Below are 16,989 nucleotides of genomic sequence, written 5' to 3' on the forward strand. Positions count from 1 at the left end.
CGGACCCACTCACGTGGGACCGGGCCGACGGCGTTCACGGGGAACCCGGCGCCTCAGGGCGCGCACAACGCAGCGCCCGCCCAACGCCTACCCCACGTCCGCCCAGCGCCCACCCCGCGTCCGCCCTGCTCCACCCGGCCCCGCCCTCACCAGCGCTAGGACCAGCCGGTCCTTGTCCGCAGCCCCCGCCCCGAGCCGCTACCCTCACCCCCGTGACGCCCCCTCCTGTCTTCCCCCCGCCCCCGGGTGCCCGCGCATACGCCCTGCGCACCTCACGCGGCGACTTCGCCGCCGTCGACTCTGCGCCGGAGGCCGACGCGGAGGTCAGGGGGACGGTCCTGATGCTGCCGGGATTCACCGGGAGCAAGGAGGACTTCTCCCTGCTGCACGAGCCGCTCCGGGAGCGGGGCTACCGTGTCGTCGCCGTCGACGGGCGGGGACAGCACGAGTCGGACGGGCCGGTGGACGACGAATCCGCCTACGCCCAACGGGAGTTGGCGTGTGACGTGCTCGCGCAGGCCGAAGCGCTCGGCGGGCCCGTGCATCTGGTCGGGCATTCGCTCGGCGGCCAGATCGCCCGCGCGGCCGTCCTGCTCGACCACTCCCCCTTCCTGTCCTTCACCCTGGTCTCCTCGGGCCCGGCGGAGATATCCGTCTCGCAGCGGCAGCGGGTGAAGCTGCTGAGCGACGCGCTCGCCGTGATGTCGATGGAGGAGGTCTGGGAGGCGATCCGGGCCATGGGGCCGCCGGAGGAGGTCGGCGGGCCCGCGCGCGGTCTCGGCGACGCCGATCAGCTGAGGCGGCGCTGGCTGGGCAACAAGCCGGCCCAGCTCCTCGCCACCGGACGCCAGCTGTGCACCGAACCGGACCGCGTCGCCGAGCTCGCCGCGATCCCGCTGCCGTTCCACGTCCTGTCGGGCGCGCGGGACGACACCTGGCCGGTGGCGGTCCTCGACGACATGGCCGTACGGCTGAACGCGCACCGCACGGTCGTCACGGGCGCCGAGCACTCCCCCAACGCCGACCGGCCCCTGCCGACGGCCCACGCCCTCGCGGACTTCTGGGACGGCCGGCAGGGCTAGGCAGGGCCTGGGGTCCGGGACCACGCCGCAGACCGCGGGGGGCAGGCTGGAAACAGCTAGAGCTGCGTCCGCAGATGCTCCCAGAAGCCGTCCCGCAGGGCCCGCCGCAGGTCGGCCTGGCCACGCAGCGAGTACTGGAGCAGGCCCTCCGCCTCGACGAGCAGGTCCTGGTCGACGGAGCCGGGCAGGTAGGGGTGTCCGGGCAGCAGCTCCGCCAGCGTGTCCCGGCCCCGGGACGCCAGCCATTTCGCGGCGATCTGTGCGCCCACGAACCGCACGGCGTCGCGGGTGGGCCGGTTCGCGGTCGTCTCGTGGACGGGCGCCGTACGACGGGAGACGTAGGGCTTGAAGAAGTCGAGGTCGAGGGTGCGCTGGCTGTCGACCTCCCACAGCAGCGGCTCGGCCTGGTTGCGGCCCTCCGGTGCCTCGATGCCCCAGAGGTGGACGCGGGCGCCGTAGCCCTGGGCGGCCTCCACCGCCGACACCAGGTCCTCGTCGCCGCCGAGCAGGGCCGCGTCGCTGATGGCGCGGTGGCGGGCGAGGGACTCCAGGTCGCTGCGGATGAGGGAGTCGACGCCCTTCTGCTGGTTGTTGGCGTTGAGGTTGCCCAGCCGGACCTTGACGTCCGGGAGCTCCGCGATGGTCTGCTGCTCCGCCGTGTGGATGCGGCGGCGGGCGCCGTCGTACCAGTAGACGCGCAGCAGCCGGCTGTCCGCGAAGATGGTGCGGGCCCGGTCGATGAGGGCGTCGATCAGGCCCTCGGCGTCGAGGTCGAAGGCGCGGCGGTCCTCGGTGCCTGCGACGAGGCGTCCCGCGGCGGCGTAGAGGTACCCGGCATCGACGAAGATCGCGTGGGTGGAGGGGGTCTTCGCCACCTCGGCGAGCATGCGCTGGAGCAGCTCGTTGGTGCGGTCGATGCGGGCACTGAGGTCCGCGAGGTCGTCGTTCATCGCCTCCATTCTCCCGGCGGTCACGCAGTGAACACAACCGGTCCCGTTCGGTCCCGTAACGAGCCTCTTACGACTCATTAATTAGTACTTCGAAAAATTTCCTTAGCGTAGGGAATGTTTGAACCATGCGGCTCCGTTGACCCATACGGAACACCGAGCACCGCAGCCCGGTGTGCCGCTCACCCAAGTAGTTCTCCTCAGGAGGATGACCAGACGAAGGGAGAAGCCCTTGCGCTTCGAAATCATGCGACTCGACGACGTCGACGGCACAGCTGTGGACTCGACCGTTGTGGACGCCGCCTCCGTCAACCGCATCGTGCAGCAGGCCGCCGCCATCGGGCAGCGCCTGTGGATCCGCCCGGCCGAGACCACGGCCTCATAACGCGCAGCTCTCCCGCGACGACGCGCGGCTCTCGCGCACGTCACAGCAGCTCTCGCACACTTCGCAGCCCCCGCACGGCCCCAGGCCCCAGGCCGCGCGGGGGCTGCGCTGTTGCGGACCACGACGGCCGGGCGCGTACTGAGATCAGGGCCTGCGGATGCGAGGACGGGACGGTGAGCCGTGTGTCGTTGACGGGCCGGTCGAACCGGGAACTGCACGAACATGCCACCGCCGAGGCCGCGCGGCGCTACGAGGACTCCGCCGCGGAGCGCGAGCGGGTGGAGAACAGGATGGCGGCCGGGGTCCGCTTCCCGGACGCCCCGGACGCGCTCGCCGTCCGCGCGGACCGGATCCTCGACCGGGGCGGCCTGTCCCCTTCGGCGGTGGTGTCGGACATCCACCGCGACTCGCTGGACCGGCCCGACGCCGACGAACGCGTCATCGACCTGTCCAACGAGCTCCAGGCCTGGAACTTCCTGCCGCGCGGGGTCCGGGCCGGGGCCACGGTCGCCCGCATCACCCTGCGCCGCGAGGGCCGCGAGCTGCCGTACGGGACCGGGTTCCTGGTCTCCCCGCGCCTGCTCATGACCAACCACCACGTACTGCCCGACGAGGGCTTCGCCCGCCAGTGCTTCGCGGAGTTCAACGCCCAGGTGACGGTGGACAATCAGCCCGACACCGTCGTCCGGACGGAGTTCGATCCGGGGGCGTTCTTCACCGCCGACCAGCCGCTCGACTTCGCCCTCGTGGCGCTCGCGCCCACCCCGGACGGCCGGCCGCCGGGCGAGATCTTCGGCTGGAACCGGCTGAGCGTGCAGCTCGGCAAGCTGGTGCTCGGCGAGAAGGTCAACATCATCGGCCACCCGGACGGGCGGCTGAAGGAGATCGTCCTGCGGGACAACGCCGTGCTGGTGCGGCTCGACGACTTCCTCCACTACCGGACCGACACCAGGCCAGGGAACTCCGGCTCCCCCGTCTTCAACGACCAGTGGGAGGTGGTGGCCCTGCACCACAGCGGCGTGCCGAAGACGGACGACCAGGGGCGCGTCCTGCGCAAGGACGGCCGGCCCTGGAGCCCCGGTGACGGCGACGACGCGATCGAGTGGGCCGCCAACGAGGGCGTCCGGGTCAGCTCGATCCTGAAGCACCTGGCCCGCCTCGACCTCGACCCGGGGCGCGGCTCCCTGCTGGCCGGGATGGGCCCGGACTCCGGCCTGGACCAGAGCGCGGCCACGGCTGTGCAGGCCCTCACGGTCACGGCACCGGGCCCGACGGCCCCGCCGGTCCCCACCGCCCCCGCGGCGGTCACGGCCACCGCGCGCGTCAGCGAAGGGGCACCGGCACCGGCACCCAAGAAGGGACTCCCCGCCCGGCCCACGGCCTTCGGGGGCCACCGCCATCTGCTTTTCCTGCACGGCAGGGACCAGCAGTCCAAGGACCCCGAGGCGCTCCGACTGAACTGGACGGCGGGCCTGAACCGGGGGCTCACCCTCGCCTCCCTGCCCGCGATCGACCCCAAGGACGTCTGGTTCCCGTTCTACGGCCCGCTCCTGCACCACTTCGTCACCGGCGAGAGCACGGCCGGGGCCATTGCGCCGGACCAGCTGAGCGCCGCGGCCGCCGCCGAGGTCTTCGCCGCGCAGTCCCCCACCGGTTCCTACGAGCAGCTGCTCTACGAGGCCGCCGCCCGGACCGGCATGCCCCAGGACGGCCCCGCGGTCAGGGAGCGCTTCGGGGCCGGCGTGTCCAAGCCGCTGCACCGGCCGCTCAGCTGGCTCGCCGCCCGGTCCGACCTGGACGAGTGGACCATCGCCCTGTTCCTGCGCGACGTCGACCTGTACCTCGGCGACAGCGCGGTACGGCAGGCCGTGCTGGACCGCGTCATGGAGACGATGCCCGGCTCCGGCGAGCTCGTGCTGGTGACGCACAGCCTGGGCACGGTCGTGGGCGTGGACCTCCTGACCCGGCTCCCCGAGGGCCTCGACCCCGTCCTGCTGGTCACCGCCGGCAGCCCGCTCGGCATGGACGGGGTCAACGAGCGGCTCCTCGTCCGGGGTCCGCACCGGCCGGCCCGGGTGCACGACTGGGTCAACGTCTGGTGCCCCAACGACGCGGTGGCCATCGGCTGCCCGCTGGAGGACGAGCGCTGGGGCAAGCTCACCCAGCCGGTCGCGTCCAACGGCCGTGAGCGCGCCCACGACATCGACGAGTACCTGGGCCACCCGGAAGCCGCCGGCCCGATCGGCTCGGTGCTCGCCGGCCACTGACGCGCCCGCCGTCAGCCGCCCTGGATCACCTGGGTGACGCCGTTGATGATCTGCTGCACGGCGATCGCGGAGAGCATCATGCCCGCGAGCCGCGTCACCAGGACCACGCCGCCGTCCTTGATGATCCGGATGATGACCAGCGAGTAGCGCATCACCAGCCACAGCACCCCGTGGATGGCGAGGATCGCCGTCCACACGGACACCTGCGTGGCCACGCTGTGGGCCTTCTGCACGGCGAGGATGACGGACACGATCGCCCCCGGCCCGGCCAGCAGCGGCATGCCCAGCGGCACGAGCGCGACGTTGACGTCCTTGGTCTGCTGGGGCTCGTCGTTCTTCCCGGTCAGCAGGTCGAGGGCGATCAGCAGGAGCAGCAGGCCGCCCGCGATCATCAGCGCGGGCACCGAGACGTGCAGGTAGTTCAGGATCTGGTGCCCCAGCAGCCCGAACACGGTGATCACCCCACCCGCGACGCAGACGGCCTGGAAGGCCATCCGCTTCTGCACCTTGCCGGGCCGTCCGGCGGTGAGCGCGAGGAAGATCGGGGTGATGCCCGGGGGATCCATGATCACGAAGAGGGTGAGGAAGAGGGAGCCGAAGACGGCGAGGTCGAACATGGGTGTGATGGCCTTGCGGGTGGGGGTGGAACGAGCGAGAGGGCGCCGGCCGACGACATGCGCCGCTCGCCACCGCGAGCACGGCCGGCGACCCCGGGGAAGGTGGGCACGGCGGACGACGCCGTGCGCCTGGCAAGGAGGCGAAGGGGCCTGGGGCGAAGGGCCCGGGTCCCTCTCGTGGAACCGGGACCTCAGGGACCAGCAGGCGGGAAGCTCAGACGGTTCCGCCGGCCCCGGGCACCGGGAACGCCCCGAAGGCCCGGCGCGTGATCTCGCCGTACACCTCGGGATCCGTGGTGCACTCACCGAGCACGCAGCTCTTGCGGCTGCCGTGGTAGTCCGACGACCCGGTCACGAGAAGCCCCAGCTCCTTGGCCAGTCCTCGCAGCCGCGCCCGGGTGTCCGCGTCGTGGTCCATGTGATCGACCTCGATGCCGTCGAGCCCGGCAGCGGCCATCTCGGCGATCGCGGCCTCCGGCACCGTGCGGCCCCGCTTGCTGGCGCCGGGATGGGCGAACACGGCGACCCCGCCGGCGCCCTTGATCAGCCGGAGGGCCTCGAAAGGGTCGGTCTCGTGCTTCTCGACGAAGACCCGGCCGCCGTCGGCCAGCCAGTCCTGCGTGAAGGCGTCGTTCACGGTCGGTACGACACCGAGCTCCACCAGCGCGCTCGCCACGTGCGGCCGCCCGACGGACCCGTCACCGGCGATCCGGGCCACCTGCTCCCAGGTGACCGGAACGCCCAGTTCCTGAAGCTTGGCGATCATGCCCTGGGCCCGCGGCACCCGGTCGTCCCGCACCAGTTCCCGCTCGGCGAGCAGGGCCGGCTCCTCGGCGTCGAAGAGGTAGGCCAGCATGTGCATGCTGATCCCGTCGAGCCGGCAGGAGAGCTCGGCCCCGGTGACGAGGGTGAGCCCCTCGGGCAGTGCGGCGATCGCCTCGGCGTGTCCGCGCGTGGTGTCGTGATCGGTCAGCGCGACGACGTCCAGCCCGGCAGCGGCGGCCTTGCGCACCAGCTCACCTGGCGTGTCCGTACCGTCGGAGGCGGTGGAGTGGGTGTGCAGGTCGATACGCACGACTCGGACTCCAGTCACGGACGGGGCGAACAGGGCTGCTCAAGGATAACCGCACATCCAGCCCTCGCCGTCACAGCCGAACCCCCGCTGCGACCGTTACAGGCTCGACCGGCCCCGCCACACCCCTGGGGACTGTCGGTCACACTCCCGTCTGCCCCGCGACGCCTGGCACTCCCCCAAGCTCTTCGAGCAGGGGGGACCCCCACTCTCGCCGCACCGGGCGAAAGCCCGAGTACGCCCAGGTACAAGGAGTTCCGCCGACACGCCGAGAGCACGCACCGGACGCCGCGGAGGCGCCCTCCGGGCGACGACGGGAGTCCGACGGCAGCCCTCAGGGCTGCAGGAGGCGCGGCGACAGCGCCCCGCACGGCACCAGTTCCACCTCGGCGCCCGCGTCCCGCAGATCGGCCAGCACCAGTTCGTCGTACATCAGCAGCCCGGACTGCTCCGGCCAGACGACCGCCCACAGCCACATCCCGAGCGCCTCACCGGCGAAGACGGCCCGGTCGGCCGGCGCGCCGGAGACATGCCACAGCGGCGTCGGGCGCCCCGCGGCGAGGACCTTGGCCTGGGCCGGTTTGCCGACGTCCATGTAGGGCCCCGGATCCGGCCCTTCGATGCCCGCGTAGCGCGCCCCGAGTCCGACGCCGAGCTCCTCGGCCACCAGGATCAGCTCGCCCATGCCGCCGAGCGGCCCGGGCCCGGTGCAGGCCACGGCCGTCGCGCGGCCGCCCGTGCGGTCGTCCCCCGCGCAGGCCACCCCGGTGAACAGCCAGCCCACCGGCAGCGGCCAGGGCATCCACACCGGCACCTGGGTCCGGTGCACCACGACGTTGAGGGCATCGACGCTGGGCGGTATCACGGGCTGCACCGGGTGGACGGTGCCGTGCACAGCGCACTGCCACGAGTCGGAGAAGAGGCCGGGAGCCCTGACCCGGCCACCGCACTTCGGGCAACTGGGTTCGCCCCTCATAGGGCCCCACGGTCCTACCCGCGCCGCGCCGCGTCAAGGACGATCACCCAACCGGACGGAACCCTTCACTCCCAGACCGGATGCCCCTTGCATTAATCAGCCCAGCCACCTCGGTGCGTGCATACACCAACTAACTCGGTCGAGGGGAGAGGGAACGAGCGTGGACCCCTGCGACGCCGGAGCGGGCGGCCTCCTGAAGCAGCCCACCTCCGTGTGGGCGACCGTCGGGGCGTCGGTCGTCGCCTTCATGGGCATCGGGCTGGTCGACCCGGTCCTGCCGTCCATCACCCAGGGCCTCGACGCCTCGGCCGGCCGGGTCTCCCTGCTCCTCACCTCGTACTTCCTGATCACCGCCGTCGCGATGCCGGTGACCGGGTTCGTCTCCAGCAGGATCGGCGGCCGCAGGACCCTGCTGGCCGGCCTGGCGTGCGTGGTCGTCTTCGCCGGGCTCGCCGGCCCGTCCGGATCGGTCGGTGAACTGGTCGGCTTCCGGGCGGGCCGGGCCTGGGCAACGCGCTGTTCGTCTCGACGGCCCTCGTGGTCCTCGTCGGCGCGGCGGCCGGCGGCAGCGCCGCGGCGGTCCTGCTCCACGAGTCGGCCCTCGGGCTCGGCATGGCCTGCGGCCCGCTGCTGGGCGCCCTGCTCGGCGACGCCGGCTGGCGCCATCCGTTCTTCGGCACGGCGTTCCTGATGGCCGTCGGCTTCCTGTGCGTCGCGGTGTTCCTGAAGGAGCAGCCCGGGCCGGCCCGCAGGATCTCGCTGCTGGACCCGGTCAAGGCCCTCGGCCACGGCGGTCCGGCCCCGGCGGCGGTCTCGGCGTTCTTCCACGACTGCACGTTCTTCACCGTGCCGGCCTTCACGCCGTTCGTGCCGGACATGAGCCCGTAACGGTCGGGCGCGGAGCTCTTCGCCTGGGGCGTGCCGCTCGCCGTCTTCTCGGTGATCGTGAAGCGGCTGGGCTCAGTGAAGGTGCTCGGCGGCTCGCTGACGCTGCTCGCGGCGGACGTGCTGGTGCTCGGCTGCGGCTCCCACACCACGGCCGTCGTCTGCACGATCCTGTCCGGCGCCCTCATCGGCGTGAACAACACCGTCTCCACCGAGCTGGCCCTCGGCGTCTCGGACGCGCCCCGGCCGGTGGCCAGCGGGGGCTACGACGTCGTCCGCTGGTTCGCCGCGGCGGCGGCTCCCCGGTTCGCGCCGAAGATCGGGGAGTGGACCGACCCGCACATCCCGTTCGTGGTCGTGGCCGTCACCGCGGTCCTGGGGGCCGCGGTGGTCGTCGTACGGCGCAGGGCCCTCTCCCGGCAGACGGAGCAGCCGGAGACGAGGCACGCGACCGGTCAGGGCGTCACCGTGTTCGCCAACTGAGGCCTAGATGAACGGAGTTGGTGAGCTTGCTCACTCCAGCGGGACGGACCCGCGGGACGGATCCCGGAGGTCCGTGCCCTGGTTCAGCCACCGCTCCCGGAGGGCCTGCGCGCCGTGCACGCGCTTCCAGGCCGCCTCGTTCGGGGTCATCGGCAGCAGCGGCAGGAACCGCACGGGGTCGAGGGGCTCGTCCAGCTCCAGGTCCTCGACCAGACCGCCCGGCTCGGCGACCAGGACGGAGGTGAAGGGGGCGCCGGTCCAGAGCGGCTCACCGACGTCGAGGGAGGCGCCGGGCACCACGACCAGACCCTCCACCTGCGGGGACGCGGCGAGCACGGCGAGCGGGCGGAGCACCTTGTCGGTGTCGGCGAGCCCGGCCCGCACGGAGAGGACCAGCTCCGCGCGCGGCCCCTTGACGGGGTCGGCGACCACGGCCGTGGGGTCGGTCATGGGGTGCGCGGACATGCCGAGCGTGGCGTAGCGGACGATGTCGCCCTCCTGGAAGCGGAGCACCTCGACGCGGTCCGTGCCGAGGAAGGTGACCGCCGCGCGCGCGCCCGGTTCGCCCAGTGCCGAACGCAACCGGGCCTCGACCAGAGGAAGAACATCTGCCATGCGGCGAGCATAGAACTCGTCAGTAGCGGGCAAACAAGCGCCTTGACACGTCGGGCGGCTGCTACTGTTGCCCGGTGGTTCGGGGCAGCACGCAGAAGCGTCGCGGTCAAGCCCCGACGCCGAAGGAACTCCCTTACGAGGGACCGGCCGGAGGAGGTGGGACTGCAATGGATCGAAGTCGACCGTGCAGTAGCACCACGCTCTTCCCGCCGCTGACGTAGCTGTTCTGGCTCCTGCTGGCCGCCACCTCTCGCACTCGCTTCACGCGGAAGAGCGCTTCGTTTCGCTTTGCCTGATCTGCCTCAGTAGCTGAATCAGTAACGACACTCGCCACCGCGACGGTGCGGTGCTCCCCGCTTTGTGGACGTGCCAAACATCCGTAGTCCCGACGTCCTCATTCCGGGTAGTTCCACCCGCCGCCGGCGTCTTTCGTTGCCCGCCCGCGAAGGAGCCCGCCATGTCGATGATCCGCGACCTGCGCGCCGTCGTCCGTCCGTCCCGTGTCTCGCTGCGCAAGGACGGCGGCCCCTACGACGCCACCCGCAGCCCGGCCGCGGCCTCCGCCGTCGTCGACTGCGCCGTCTACCGCGACGGCCGCCGCATCGAGACCGAGGCCCCGCTGACCCCGCACGAGGCGGTGCGCCTGGTGCGCCGCGACGGGGGGTTCGTGTGGATCGGCCTGCACGAGCCGACGGAGTCCGAATTCTCGGGCGTCGCCCGCGAGTTCGGGCTGCACCCGCTGGCCGTCGAGGACGCGGTCCAGGCCCACCAGCGGCCCAAGCTGGAGCGCTACGACGACTCGCTCTTCACGGTCTTCAAGACCATCCACTACGTGGAGCACGACCAGTTCGACGCCAACAGCGAGGTCGTCGAGTCCGGCGAGGTCATGTGCTTCACCGGACGGGACTTCTTCATCACCGTCCGGCACGGGGGGCAGGGCTCCCTGCGGGCCCTCAGGCACCGCCTGCAGGACGACCCCGAGCTGCTGGCCAAAGGCCCCTCGGCCGTGCTGCACGCCATCGCCGACCACGTCGTCGACGGGTACATCGCCGTCGCCGACGCGGTGCAGGACGACATCGACGAGGTCGAGACCGAGGTGTTCTCCCCGGGCCGCAAGGGCGGCGCGGCGCGCGGCACGGACGCCGGGCGGATCTACCAACTCAAGCGCGAGGTGGTGGAGTTCAAGCGGGCCGTGGCGCCGCTGCTGCGGCCCATGCAGCTGCTGAGCGAGCGGCCCATGCGGCTGGTCGACCCCGACATCCAGAAGTACTTCCGGGACGTCGCCGACCACCTGGCCCGCGTCCAGGAGCAGGTCCTCGGCTTCGACGAACTGCTCAACTCCATCCTGCAGGCCAACCTCGCGCAGGCGTCCGTGGCGCAGAACGAGGACATGCGCAAGATCACCTCGTGGGCGGCCATCATCGCCGTGCCGACGATGGTGTGCGGGGTCTACGGCATGAACTTCGACTACATGCCGGAGACCCACTGGAAATACGGCTACCCGGTGATCATGAGCATCACGGTCGCGCTCTGCCTGGGCATCCACCGCAGCCTGAAGCGGAACGGATGGCTGTGAGCGACCTGGATAGGGTGAGCGCCATGACAAGCGAGCTGCTCGGCCAGGCCCTCGTCGAGGAAGCCACGAAGAAGTCCGGCCTCATCTGGGTCCAGGGCCCCGGTAGCGCCGCACGCGCGCTGTGGCACGTGTGGCACGAGGGTGCCGCGTGCCTGGTGGGCGACGGGCCGGGCGAGCAGCCGCTGCCCGGGCTGGCCGACGGCGCCGAGGCGCAGGTGACGGTCCGCAGCAAGGACAAGGGGAGCCGGCTGGTCTCCTGGGCGGCGCGGGTCACCGAGCTCGCGCCGGGCTCCGAGGCGTGGGACGCGGCGGTCGCCGAGCTGAAGGGCAAACGCCTGAACGCGCCCGACGGCGAGGCGATGACCGCCCGCTGGGCGCGGGAGTGCCGGGTGCTGCGCCTGGAGCCGACCGGGGTGCGGGCGCCGCTGCCCGAGGGTTCGCTGTCCGAGCCGCCGCTGCCGTCCCCGGCGACCACCCGCCGGCCGGTCCCGGCGGGGCTGCCCCGCCTGCTGCTGAAGAAGCGCAAACGGACCTGACGGCCTACGACGTCGGCAGCTGCTTGCCGTAGTCCACCGTCTCGTTCCTCTCCGGCTCGCGGAGGGAGAAGTCCTCCTCCCAGGCGGAGAACGTGAGTGTGCCGGCCTTGCCCGCCCGCTCCAGGCGCAGCGGAAACGGCTTGCCCTCCAGGGAGACCTCCAGAGTGCCGCCGGATCCCTTGTCGCCGGTGACGCGGATGGTGCGGACGCCCGCCTGCTCGTCGTGGCCGTCCGTGGCGAGGGCGCCGTGCAGGGTCAGCAGACCGTCGAGGAGGACCGCCTTGTCCGTGAAACCACTGAACTTCTTGTACGAAGGGTCGCCCTGCGGCACCTTCACGTACTTGCCACCGAGCTTGGAGGCCGCCGCCGCGTCCGCCTCGCCGCCCCCGTCCTGGCCGCCGCCGTGACTCCAGAACTCCGCGTCCGCCTTGACGAAGAGCTGCTCGCCGATGCGCAGCACCTTGAAGGTCGTGCCCTTCGTGGTGACCGACCCGTCACCGCCGTCGTCCTTCAGCCGCATGTCGAGGGTGTACGCGCGCCCGCCGCTGACGACGCTGCCGTGCACCCGGACCGCCTGAGCGGACTCGGCGGCCGCCCGGGTCTTGGTCTGGATCTGGGCGGCGGGGAGTCTGCCGACGCCGTTGGTGCCCTCGTTCGGATCTTCCTCCGCGCAGCCCGTGAGCACCGTTCCCGTCACGAGCAGGGCGCACATCGCGCTCGCACGTACGGCACTGCGGCTGCGGCCCTGGCGAATCGGAGTCACAGGTGGGGCTGCCTCTCTGACGGGAGACCTGAACGGCGTACCGCAGGGTACCGGGGACGTACGAGCAGATCGGAGCCGGTCCGTCCGGACCGGCCGCCGACGCGACGCCGATCGGTACGGGCTAGCCTGAAGCCCACCCGAGCGGGCAATTCGGTGAAGGCAGAGACGAAAACAGGCACGACCGGCAACGAGAACCACCCCGCACGAAAAGGAGCCGCGGCCATGGCAGCGGGCGCCCCCCGGATCTTCGTATCGCACCTCTCCGGTGTCGCCGTCTTCGACCCCGCCGGTGACCAGGTGGGGCGGGTGCGCGATCTGGTCGTCATGCTGCGGGTGGGGCAACGGCCACCGCGGCTGCTCGGCCTGGTCGTCGAACTCGCCACCCGCCGCCGCATCTTCCTGCCCATGACCCGGGTCACCGCGATCCAGGCCGGACAGGTGATCACGACCGGCGTGCTCAACGTCCGGCGCTTCGAGCAGCGGCCCACCGAGCGGCTGGTCTTCGGGGAGCTGCTGGACCGGCGCGTCAAGCTCACCGAGACCGGTGAGGAGGTCACCGTCCTGGACCTGTCGGTGCATCAGCTGCCGGCCCGGCGGGACTGGGAGATCGACCGGGTCTTCGTCCGCAAGGGCCGGAAGGCCGGGGCCTTCCGGCGCGCCAGGGGCGAGGCGCTGACCGTCGAGTGGTCGGGCGTCACCGGCTTCTCCCTGGAGGAACAGGGGCAGGGCGCCGAGAGCCTGCTCGCCACGTTCGAGCAGCTGCGCCCAGCCGACCTGGCCAACGTCCTGCACCACCTCTCCCCCAAGCGCCGGGCCGAGGTCGCCGCCGCCCTGGACGACGACCGGCTGGCCGACGTGCTGGAGGAGCTCCCGGAGGACGACCAGATCGAGATCCTCGGCAAGCTGAAGCAGGAACGTGCCGCCGACGTCCTGGAGGCCATGGACCCCGACGACGCGGCGGACCTGCTGGGCGAGCTGCCCACGGACGAGCAGGAGCGGCTGCTGAGCCTGATGCAGCCCGGCGACGCGGCCGACATGCGGCGGCTGATGTCGTACGAGGAGCGCACGGCGGGCGGTCTGATGACCACCGAGCCGATCGTGCTGCGCCCGGACGCCACCGTCGCCGACGCCCTCGCCCGCGTCCGCAACCCCGACCTCTCCCCCGCCCTCGCCGCGCAGGTCTACGTGTGCCGGCCGCCCGACGACACCCCGACGGGCAAGTACCTGGGCACGGTCCACTTCCAGCGCCTGCTGCGGGAGCCGCCGCCCTCCCTGGTCAGCTCGATCGTGGACAGCGACCTGCAGCCGCTCGACCCCGAGGCTGACCTGCCGGCCATCGCGGGGTTCTTCGCCACGTACGACATGGTCGCGGCGCCCGTGGTCGACGAGGCCGGCGCGCTGCTCGGCGCCGTGACCGTGGACGACGTGCTCGACCACATGCTCCCGGACGACTGGCGGGAGACCGAGTTCCACCTGGACCAGGAGGAGGTGCCGACCGATGGCTCCTGAGCGCGAGACCCTGCGCGACCGCACGCCCGCCGGTGCCACGGCCGCCTCCCGGCCGCGCACCCGCCTCGACCAGCCGCTGCCGCGCCGCCGCCGGTTCCTGCCCGAGTACGACCCGGAGGCCTTCGGGCGGCTGTCGGAGCGCATCGCCCGCTTCCTGGGCACCGGGCGGTTCATCGTCTGGATGACGTTCGTGATCATCCTGTGGGTGGTCTGGAACAGCCTCGCACCCGGGCATCTGCGGTTCGACGAGTACCCGTTCATCTTCCTGACGCTGATGCTGTCGCTGCAGGCGTCCTACGCCGCCCCGCTGATCCTGCTCGCCCAGAACAGGCAGGACGACCGGGACCGGGTGAACCTGGAGCAGGACCGCAAGCAGAACGAGCGGTCGATCGCCGACACCGAGTACCTGACGCGTGAGATCGCCGCACTGCGCATCGGCCTGGGCGAGGTCGCCACGCGCGACTGGATCCGCTCCGAGTTCCAGGACATGATCAAGGAGCTGGAGGAACGCCAGAACGGCCACCGCCACGGCCCCGTCGTATTCCCGGCGGAACGGTCGGGGGGACGTGACGCAGACGACCGCTAGGACGCTTTCCTACGCCCCGGTACGGCGCCGTACCATCGTCACTATGGCTATGGAAGACGCGGTGCGCGAGGCACTGGCGACGGTGAACGACCCCGAGATCCACAAGCCCATCACCGAGCTCGGGATGGTCAAGTCCGTGGAGATCGGCGCGGACGGGGTGGTCGCGGTCACCGTGTACCTCACGGTCTCGGGCTGCCCGATGCGGGACACGATCACGCAGCGCGTGACCGAGGCGGTCTCCGGCGTGGAGGGCGTCACCCGTGTCGACGTCACGCTCGACGTGATGAGCGACGAGCAGCGCCGCGAGCTGGCGGCCGCCCTGCGCGGCGGCCAGGCCGAGCGCGAGGTCCCCTTCGCCAAGCCGGGCAGCCTGACCCGCGTCTACGCGGTCGCCTCCGGCAAGGGCGGCGTCGGGAAGTCCTCGGTGACGGTCAACCTGGCGGCGGCGATGGCGGCCGACGGGCTCAAGGTCGGTGTCGTCGACGCCGACATCTACGGCCACTCCGTGCCGCGCATGCTGGGCGCCGACGGCCGCCCCACCCAGGTCGAGAACATGATCATGCCGCCGTCGGCGAACGGCGTGAAGGTCATCTCGATCGGCATGTTCACCCCGGGCAACGCCCCGGTGGTCTGGCGCGGCCCGATGCTCCACCGCGCCCTGCAGCAGTTCCTGGCGGACGTGTACTGGGGCGACCTGGACGTCCTGCTGCTGGACCTGCCGCCCGGCACCGGCGACATCGCGATCTCCGTGGCGCAGCTCGTGCCGAACGCCGAGATCCTGGTCGTGACGACCCCGCAGCAGGCCGCCGCCGAGGTCGCCGAGCGGGCCGGCTCCATCGCCGTGCAGACCCACCAGAAGATCGTCGGCGTCGTCGAGAACATGTCCGGGCTGCCCTGTCCGCACTGCGACGAGATGGTCGACGTCTTCGGCACGGGCGGCGGCCAGGTCGTCGCCGACGGCCTGACCCGCACGACGGGCGCGAACGTCCCGGTGCTCGGCAGCATCCCCATCGACGTCCGCCTGCGCGAGGGCGGCGACGACGGCAGGCCGGTGGTCCTGACCGACCCGGACTCCCCGGCGGGCTCGGCCCTGCGCGCCATCGCGGGCAAGCTCGGAGGACGTCAGCGGGGCCTGTCGGGCCTGTCCCTCGGGATCACCCCGAAGAACAAGTTCTGAGGCCGTTCCTCCTCCGGCCGAGGGCCTGCGGTGACGGGGCGCCGATCACGACCGGCGCCCCGGGCCGCTCAGGCGTAGGCGGCGATGTCCTTCACCACGGAGAAGCCGAGCCCGTAGGCGCTCATGCCCCGCCCGTAGGCGCCCAGGTGGACCCCCGCGGACGTCGACCCGGCCAGCACCCAGCCGAACTCCGACTCCCGGTAGTGGAACGCCGTCGGCACCCCGTCCACGGGGAGCGACAGCGTCGACCAGTCGGATCCGTCCAGGTCGTCCGCCAGCACCCACGCCGTCTCGGTCTGCTGCTCCAGCCAGTCGTCGCGCAGCGAGTGGTCCATCTGCCCGGGCCAGGTGAAGGACAGCAGCCCCACGCCCGCGAGCCACGCCGCCGACGACACCGATGTGGCCTCCAGCAGGCCCGTGCCGTCGGCGCTGCGCCGTGAGGGGTTCGCCGCGACCGTCACCACGACCGCGAACTTCTCCTTGGCGTCCTGATCGCCCCCGGCGGCGTGCTCGTTGCGCACCGTGGGTTCGTCCCCGTGGCCGATCGAACCGTGCTCCACGGCCCCGTCGGCCGCCGTACCGACCTGCATCAGCCAACGCGGCCCCGTGAAGGCCTCGTCGAGGCCGTACCACGGGAAGGGCGCGCGCAGGTAGCCGTCGACCGTGCGCCGGGCGAAGGGGACCTGCTGTCCGCCCTCCGCGGCCGGCGCCTGCGCGACTGCCCCACTCGTCGTCTCCATGTGCCCGAGCCCTCCTCGCTCTAGTCGAACCGAGCGGCCCGCCCCCCTTCGGGCGTACTCGTCCGGTCCGCACAACAACTCGGCAGCATAGCCACACCGCTGGGAGCAGCAGGGAAAGCGCCCGGCGCGTGGGCCGCACGGGCGCCCGGATCAGGCCGCGCAGAGCCCGACCGGAGTATGAAACGCGTCACGTGCGCCAGGGGCGTACGCCCCTGGCGTGCCGCTCAGGCGGGCCCTGGCACGTCCTCAGGTGGCGTCCATGTCGAAGGGCGGACGGTCGTCCCGGCCGGACGTCTCGGGCTTCTTGGCCATGTCGATGCGGCCACCGGACGGGGAGGACGACGGCGCGTCGGCGTCACGGCTGTGGACGGCGTCGGTGACCTCGGCCATCTCCTTCTTCAGGTCGAAGCCGTTGCGGATCTCCTTGAGCCCCAGGTCCTCGTTGTCGAGCTGCTTGCGGATGAAGGTCTTGGGGTTGAGGTCCTCGAACTCGAAGTCCTTGAACTCCGGGCCGAGTTCCTCCCGGATGTCGTTCTTGGCGCTCTCCGAGAACTCACGGATCTTCCGGATCGTGCGCGTCATGTCCTGGATGACCTTGGGGAGCTTGTCCGGACCGAAGACGAGCACGGCGAGGACGATGAGCGTCACCAGCTCGAGCGGTCCTACGTCATTGAACACCTGAAGCTCCTTGCGACGTCCTCGGTCCTCGGCCCTCGGTGGTCGGTGCGGGTGTCGCGGTGGTCCGGGCCGGATCCACGGTACCCGGCCATCCT

General features: G+C 71.8%; 16 protein-coding genes and 1 pseudogene. 9 read left to right on the forward strand and 8 right to left on the reverse strand.

Annotated elements, in window-relative coordinates; translation table 11 throughout:
- Positions 1-212 precede the first annotated feature (212 nt).
- Positions 213-1,082 carry an alpha/beta fold hydrolase gene (locus ACFW6P_RS10655; protein ID WP_386350786.1) on the forward strand — a complete coding sequence of 290 codons (870 nt, stop codon included), beginning with the start codon at positions 213-215 and terminating at the stop codon, positions 1,080-1,082.
- 56 nt (positions 1,083-1,138) lie between these two features.
- Here ACFW6P_RS10655 and ACFW6P_RS10660 read toward each other — a convergent pair whose 3' ends face one another.
- On the reverse strand, positions 1,139-2,032 hold the full coding sequence (locus tag ACFW6P_RS10660; RefSeq protein WP_386423419.1) for an NYN domain-containing protein: 894 nt from the start codon (positions 2,030-2,032) through the stop codon (positions 1,139-1,141).
- A gap of 229 nt (positions 2,033-2,261) precedes the next feature.
- On the opposite strand from ACFW6P_RS10660, the gene ACFW6P_RS10665 reads away from it, so the two are divergent.
- Both ACFW6P_RS10665 and ACFW6P_RS10670 read left to right on the forward strand, forming a co-directional pair.
- On the forward strand, positions 2,262-2,414 hold the full coding sequence (locus ACFW6P_RS10665; RefSeq protein WP_097223186.1) for a hypothetical protein: 153 nt from the start codon (positions 2,262-2,264) through the stop codon (positions 2,412-2,414).
- 173 nt (positions 2,415-2,587) lie between these two features.
- A complete protein-coding gene (locus ACFW6P_RS10670) occupies positions 2,588-4,681 on the forward strand; it encodes a trypsin-like serine peptidase (protein ID WP_386423421.1) in 2,094 nt (697 codons plus the stop codon).
- Positions 4,682-4,692: 11 nt separating this feature from the next.
- Here the strand turns inward: ACFW6P_RS10670 and ACFW6P_RS10675 are convergent, their stop codons facing one another.
- The 3 genes from ACFW6P_RS10675 to ACFW6P_RS10685 all read right to left on the reverse strand — a co-directional run bounded on the left by ACFW6P_RS10675 (position 4,693) and on the right by ACFW6P_RS10685 (position 7,346).
- Positions 4,693-5,298 (reverse strand): MarC family protein, encoded by a 606-nt coding sequence (locus ACFW6P_RS10675; protein WP_386423423.1) that lies wholly within the window; start codon positions 5,296-5,298, stop codon positions 4,693-4,695.
- A 214-nt stretch (positions 5,299-5,512) separates the two neighbouring features.
- Positions 5,513-6,373, reverse strand: coding sequence for a PHP domain-containing protein (locus ACFW6P_RS10680; protein ID WP_386350797.1), 861 nt, complete (start codon positions 6,371-6,373; stop codon positions 5,513-5,515).
- 331 nt (positions 6,374-6,704) lie between these two features.
- Positions 6,705-7,346, reverse strand: a complete 642-nt coding sequence (locus ACFW6P_RS10685) for a DUF6758 family protein (RefSeq protein ID WP_386350799.1) — start codon at positions 7,344-7,346, stop codon at positions 6,705-6,707.
- 160 nt (positions 7,347-7,506) lie between these two features.
- On the opposite strand from ACFW6P_RS10685, the pseudogene ACFW6P_RS10690 reads away from it, so the two are divergent.
- Positions 7,507-8,714 (forward strand): annotated as a pseudogene (locus tag ACFW6P_RS10690) (MFS transporter).
- Between the two features lie 30 nt (positions 8,715-8,744).
- On the opposite strand, the gene ACFW6P_RS10695 reads toward ACFW6P_RS10690, so the two are convergent.
- Positions 8,745-9,329 (reverse strand): suppressor of fused domain protein, encoded by a 585-nt coding sequence (locus tag ACFW6P_RS10695; RefSeq protein WP_386350802.1) that lies wholly within the window; start codon positions 9,327-9,329, stop codon positions 8,745-8,747.
- 457 nt (positions 9,330-9,786) lie between these two features.
- Between ACFW6P_RS10695 and ACFW6P_RS10700 the strand changes: the two genes are divergently transcribed.
- Both ACFW6P_RS10700 and ACFW6P_RS10705 read left to right on the forward strand, forming a co-directional pair.
- On the forward strand, positions 9,787-10,905 hold the full coding sequence (locus ACFW6P_RS10700; protein ID WP_386350804.1) for a magnesium and cobalt transport protein CorA: 1,119 nt from the start codon (positions 9,787-9,789) through the stop codon (positions 10,903-10,905).
- Between the two features lie 23 nt (positions 10,906-10,928).
- On the forward strand, positions 10,929-11,441 hold the full coding sequence (locus ACFW6P_RS10705) for a hypothetical protein (RefSeq protein WP_386350807.1): 513 nt from the start codon (positions 10,929-10,931) through the stop codon (positions 11,439-11,441).
- 4 nt (positions 11,442-11,445) lie between these two features.
- On the opposite strand, the gene ACFW6P_RS10710 is transcribed toward ACFW6P_RS10705, so the two are convergent.
- Complete coding sequence (locus tag ACFW6P_RS10710) at positions 11,446-12,204, reverse strand: hypothetical protein (protein WP_386423425.1); 759 nt, start codon at positions 12,202-12,204, stop codon at positions 11,446-11,448.
- 222 nt (positions 12,205-12,426) lie between these two features.
- Between ACFW6P_RS10710 and ACFW6P_RS10715 the strand changes: the two genes are divergently transcribed.
- Genes ACFW6P_RS10715 through ACFW6P_RS10725 form a run of 3 tightly spaced genes read left to right on the forward strand, consistent with a single transcriptional unit; the run spans position 12,427 to position 15,476 of the window.
- A complete protein-coding gene (locus tag ACFW6P_RS10715) occupies positions 12,427-13,713 on the forward strand; it encodes a magnesium transporter MgtE N-terminal domain-containing protein (protein WP_386350813.1) in 1,287 nt (428 codons plus the stop codon).
- On the forward strand, positions 13,703-14,299 hold the full coding sequence (locus ACFW6P_RS10720; protein WP_386350816.1) for a DUF1003 domain-containing protein: 597 nt from the start codon (positions 13,703-13,705) through the stop codon (positions 14,297-14,299). The genes ACFW6P_RS10715 and ACFW6P_RS10720 overlap by 11 nt, the downstream gene beginning before the upstream one ends.
- Positions 14,300-14,342: 43 nt before the next feature.
- Positions 14,343-15,476, forward strand: coding sequence for an Mrp/NBP35 family ATP-binding protein (locus tag ACFW6P_RS10725; RefSeq protein WP_386350819.1), 1,134 nt, complete (start codon positions 14,343-14,345; stop codon positions 15,474-15,476).
- Between the two features lie 68 nt (positions 15,477-15,544).
- Here ACFW6P_RS10725 and ACFW6P_RS10730 read toward each other — a convergent pair whose 3' ends face one another.
- Entirely contained in the window at positions 15,545-16,216 is a 672-nt protein-coding gene (locus ACFW6P_RS10730; protein ID WP_386350821.1) for a hypothetical protein, read from the reverse strand.
- Between the two features lie 246 nt (positions 16,217-16,462).
- The gene (locus ACFW6P_RS10735; RefSeq protein ID WP_386350824.1) at positions 16,463-16,894 is read right to left on the reverse strand and encodes a sec-independent translocase; all 432 of its coding nucleotides are present in this window, start codon (positions 16,892-16,894) and stop codon (positions 16,463-16,465) included.
- Positions 16,895-16,989: the final 95 nt, after the last annotated feature.

The sequence above is a fragment of the Streptomyces sp. NPDC058741 genome, from assembly GCF_042746715.1.
Lineage (GTDB): Bacteria > Actinomycetota > Actinomycetes > Streptomycetales > Streptomycetaceae > Streptomyces.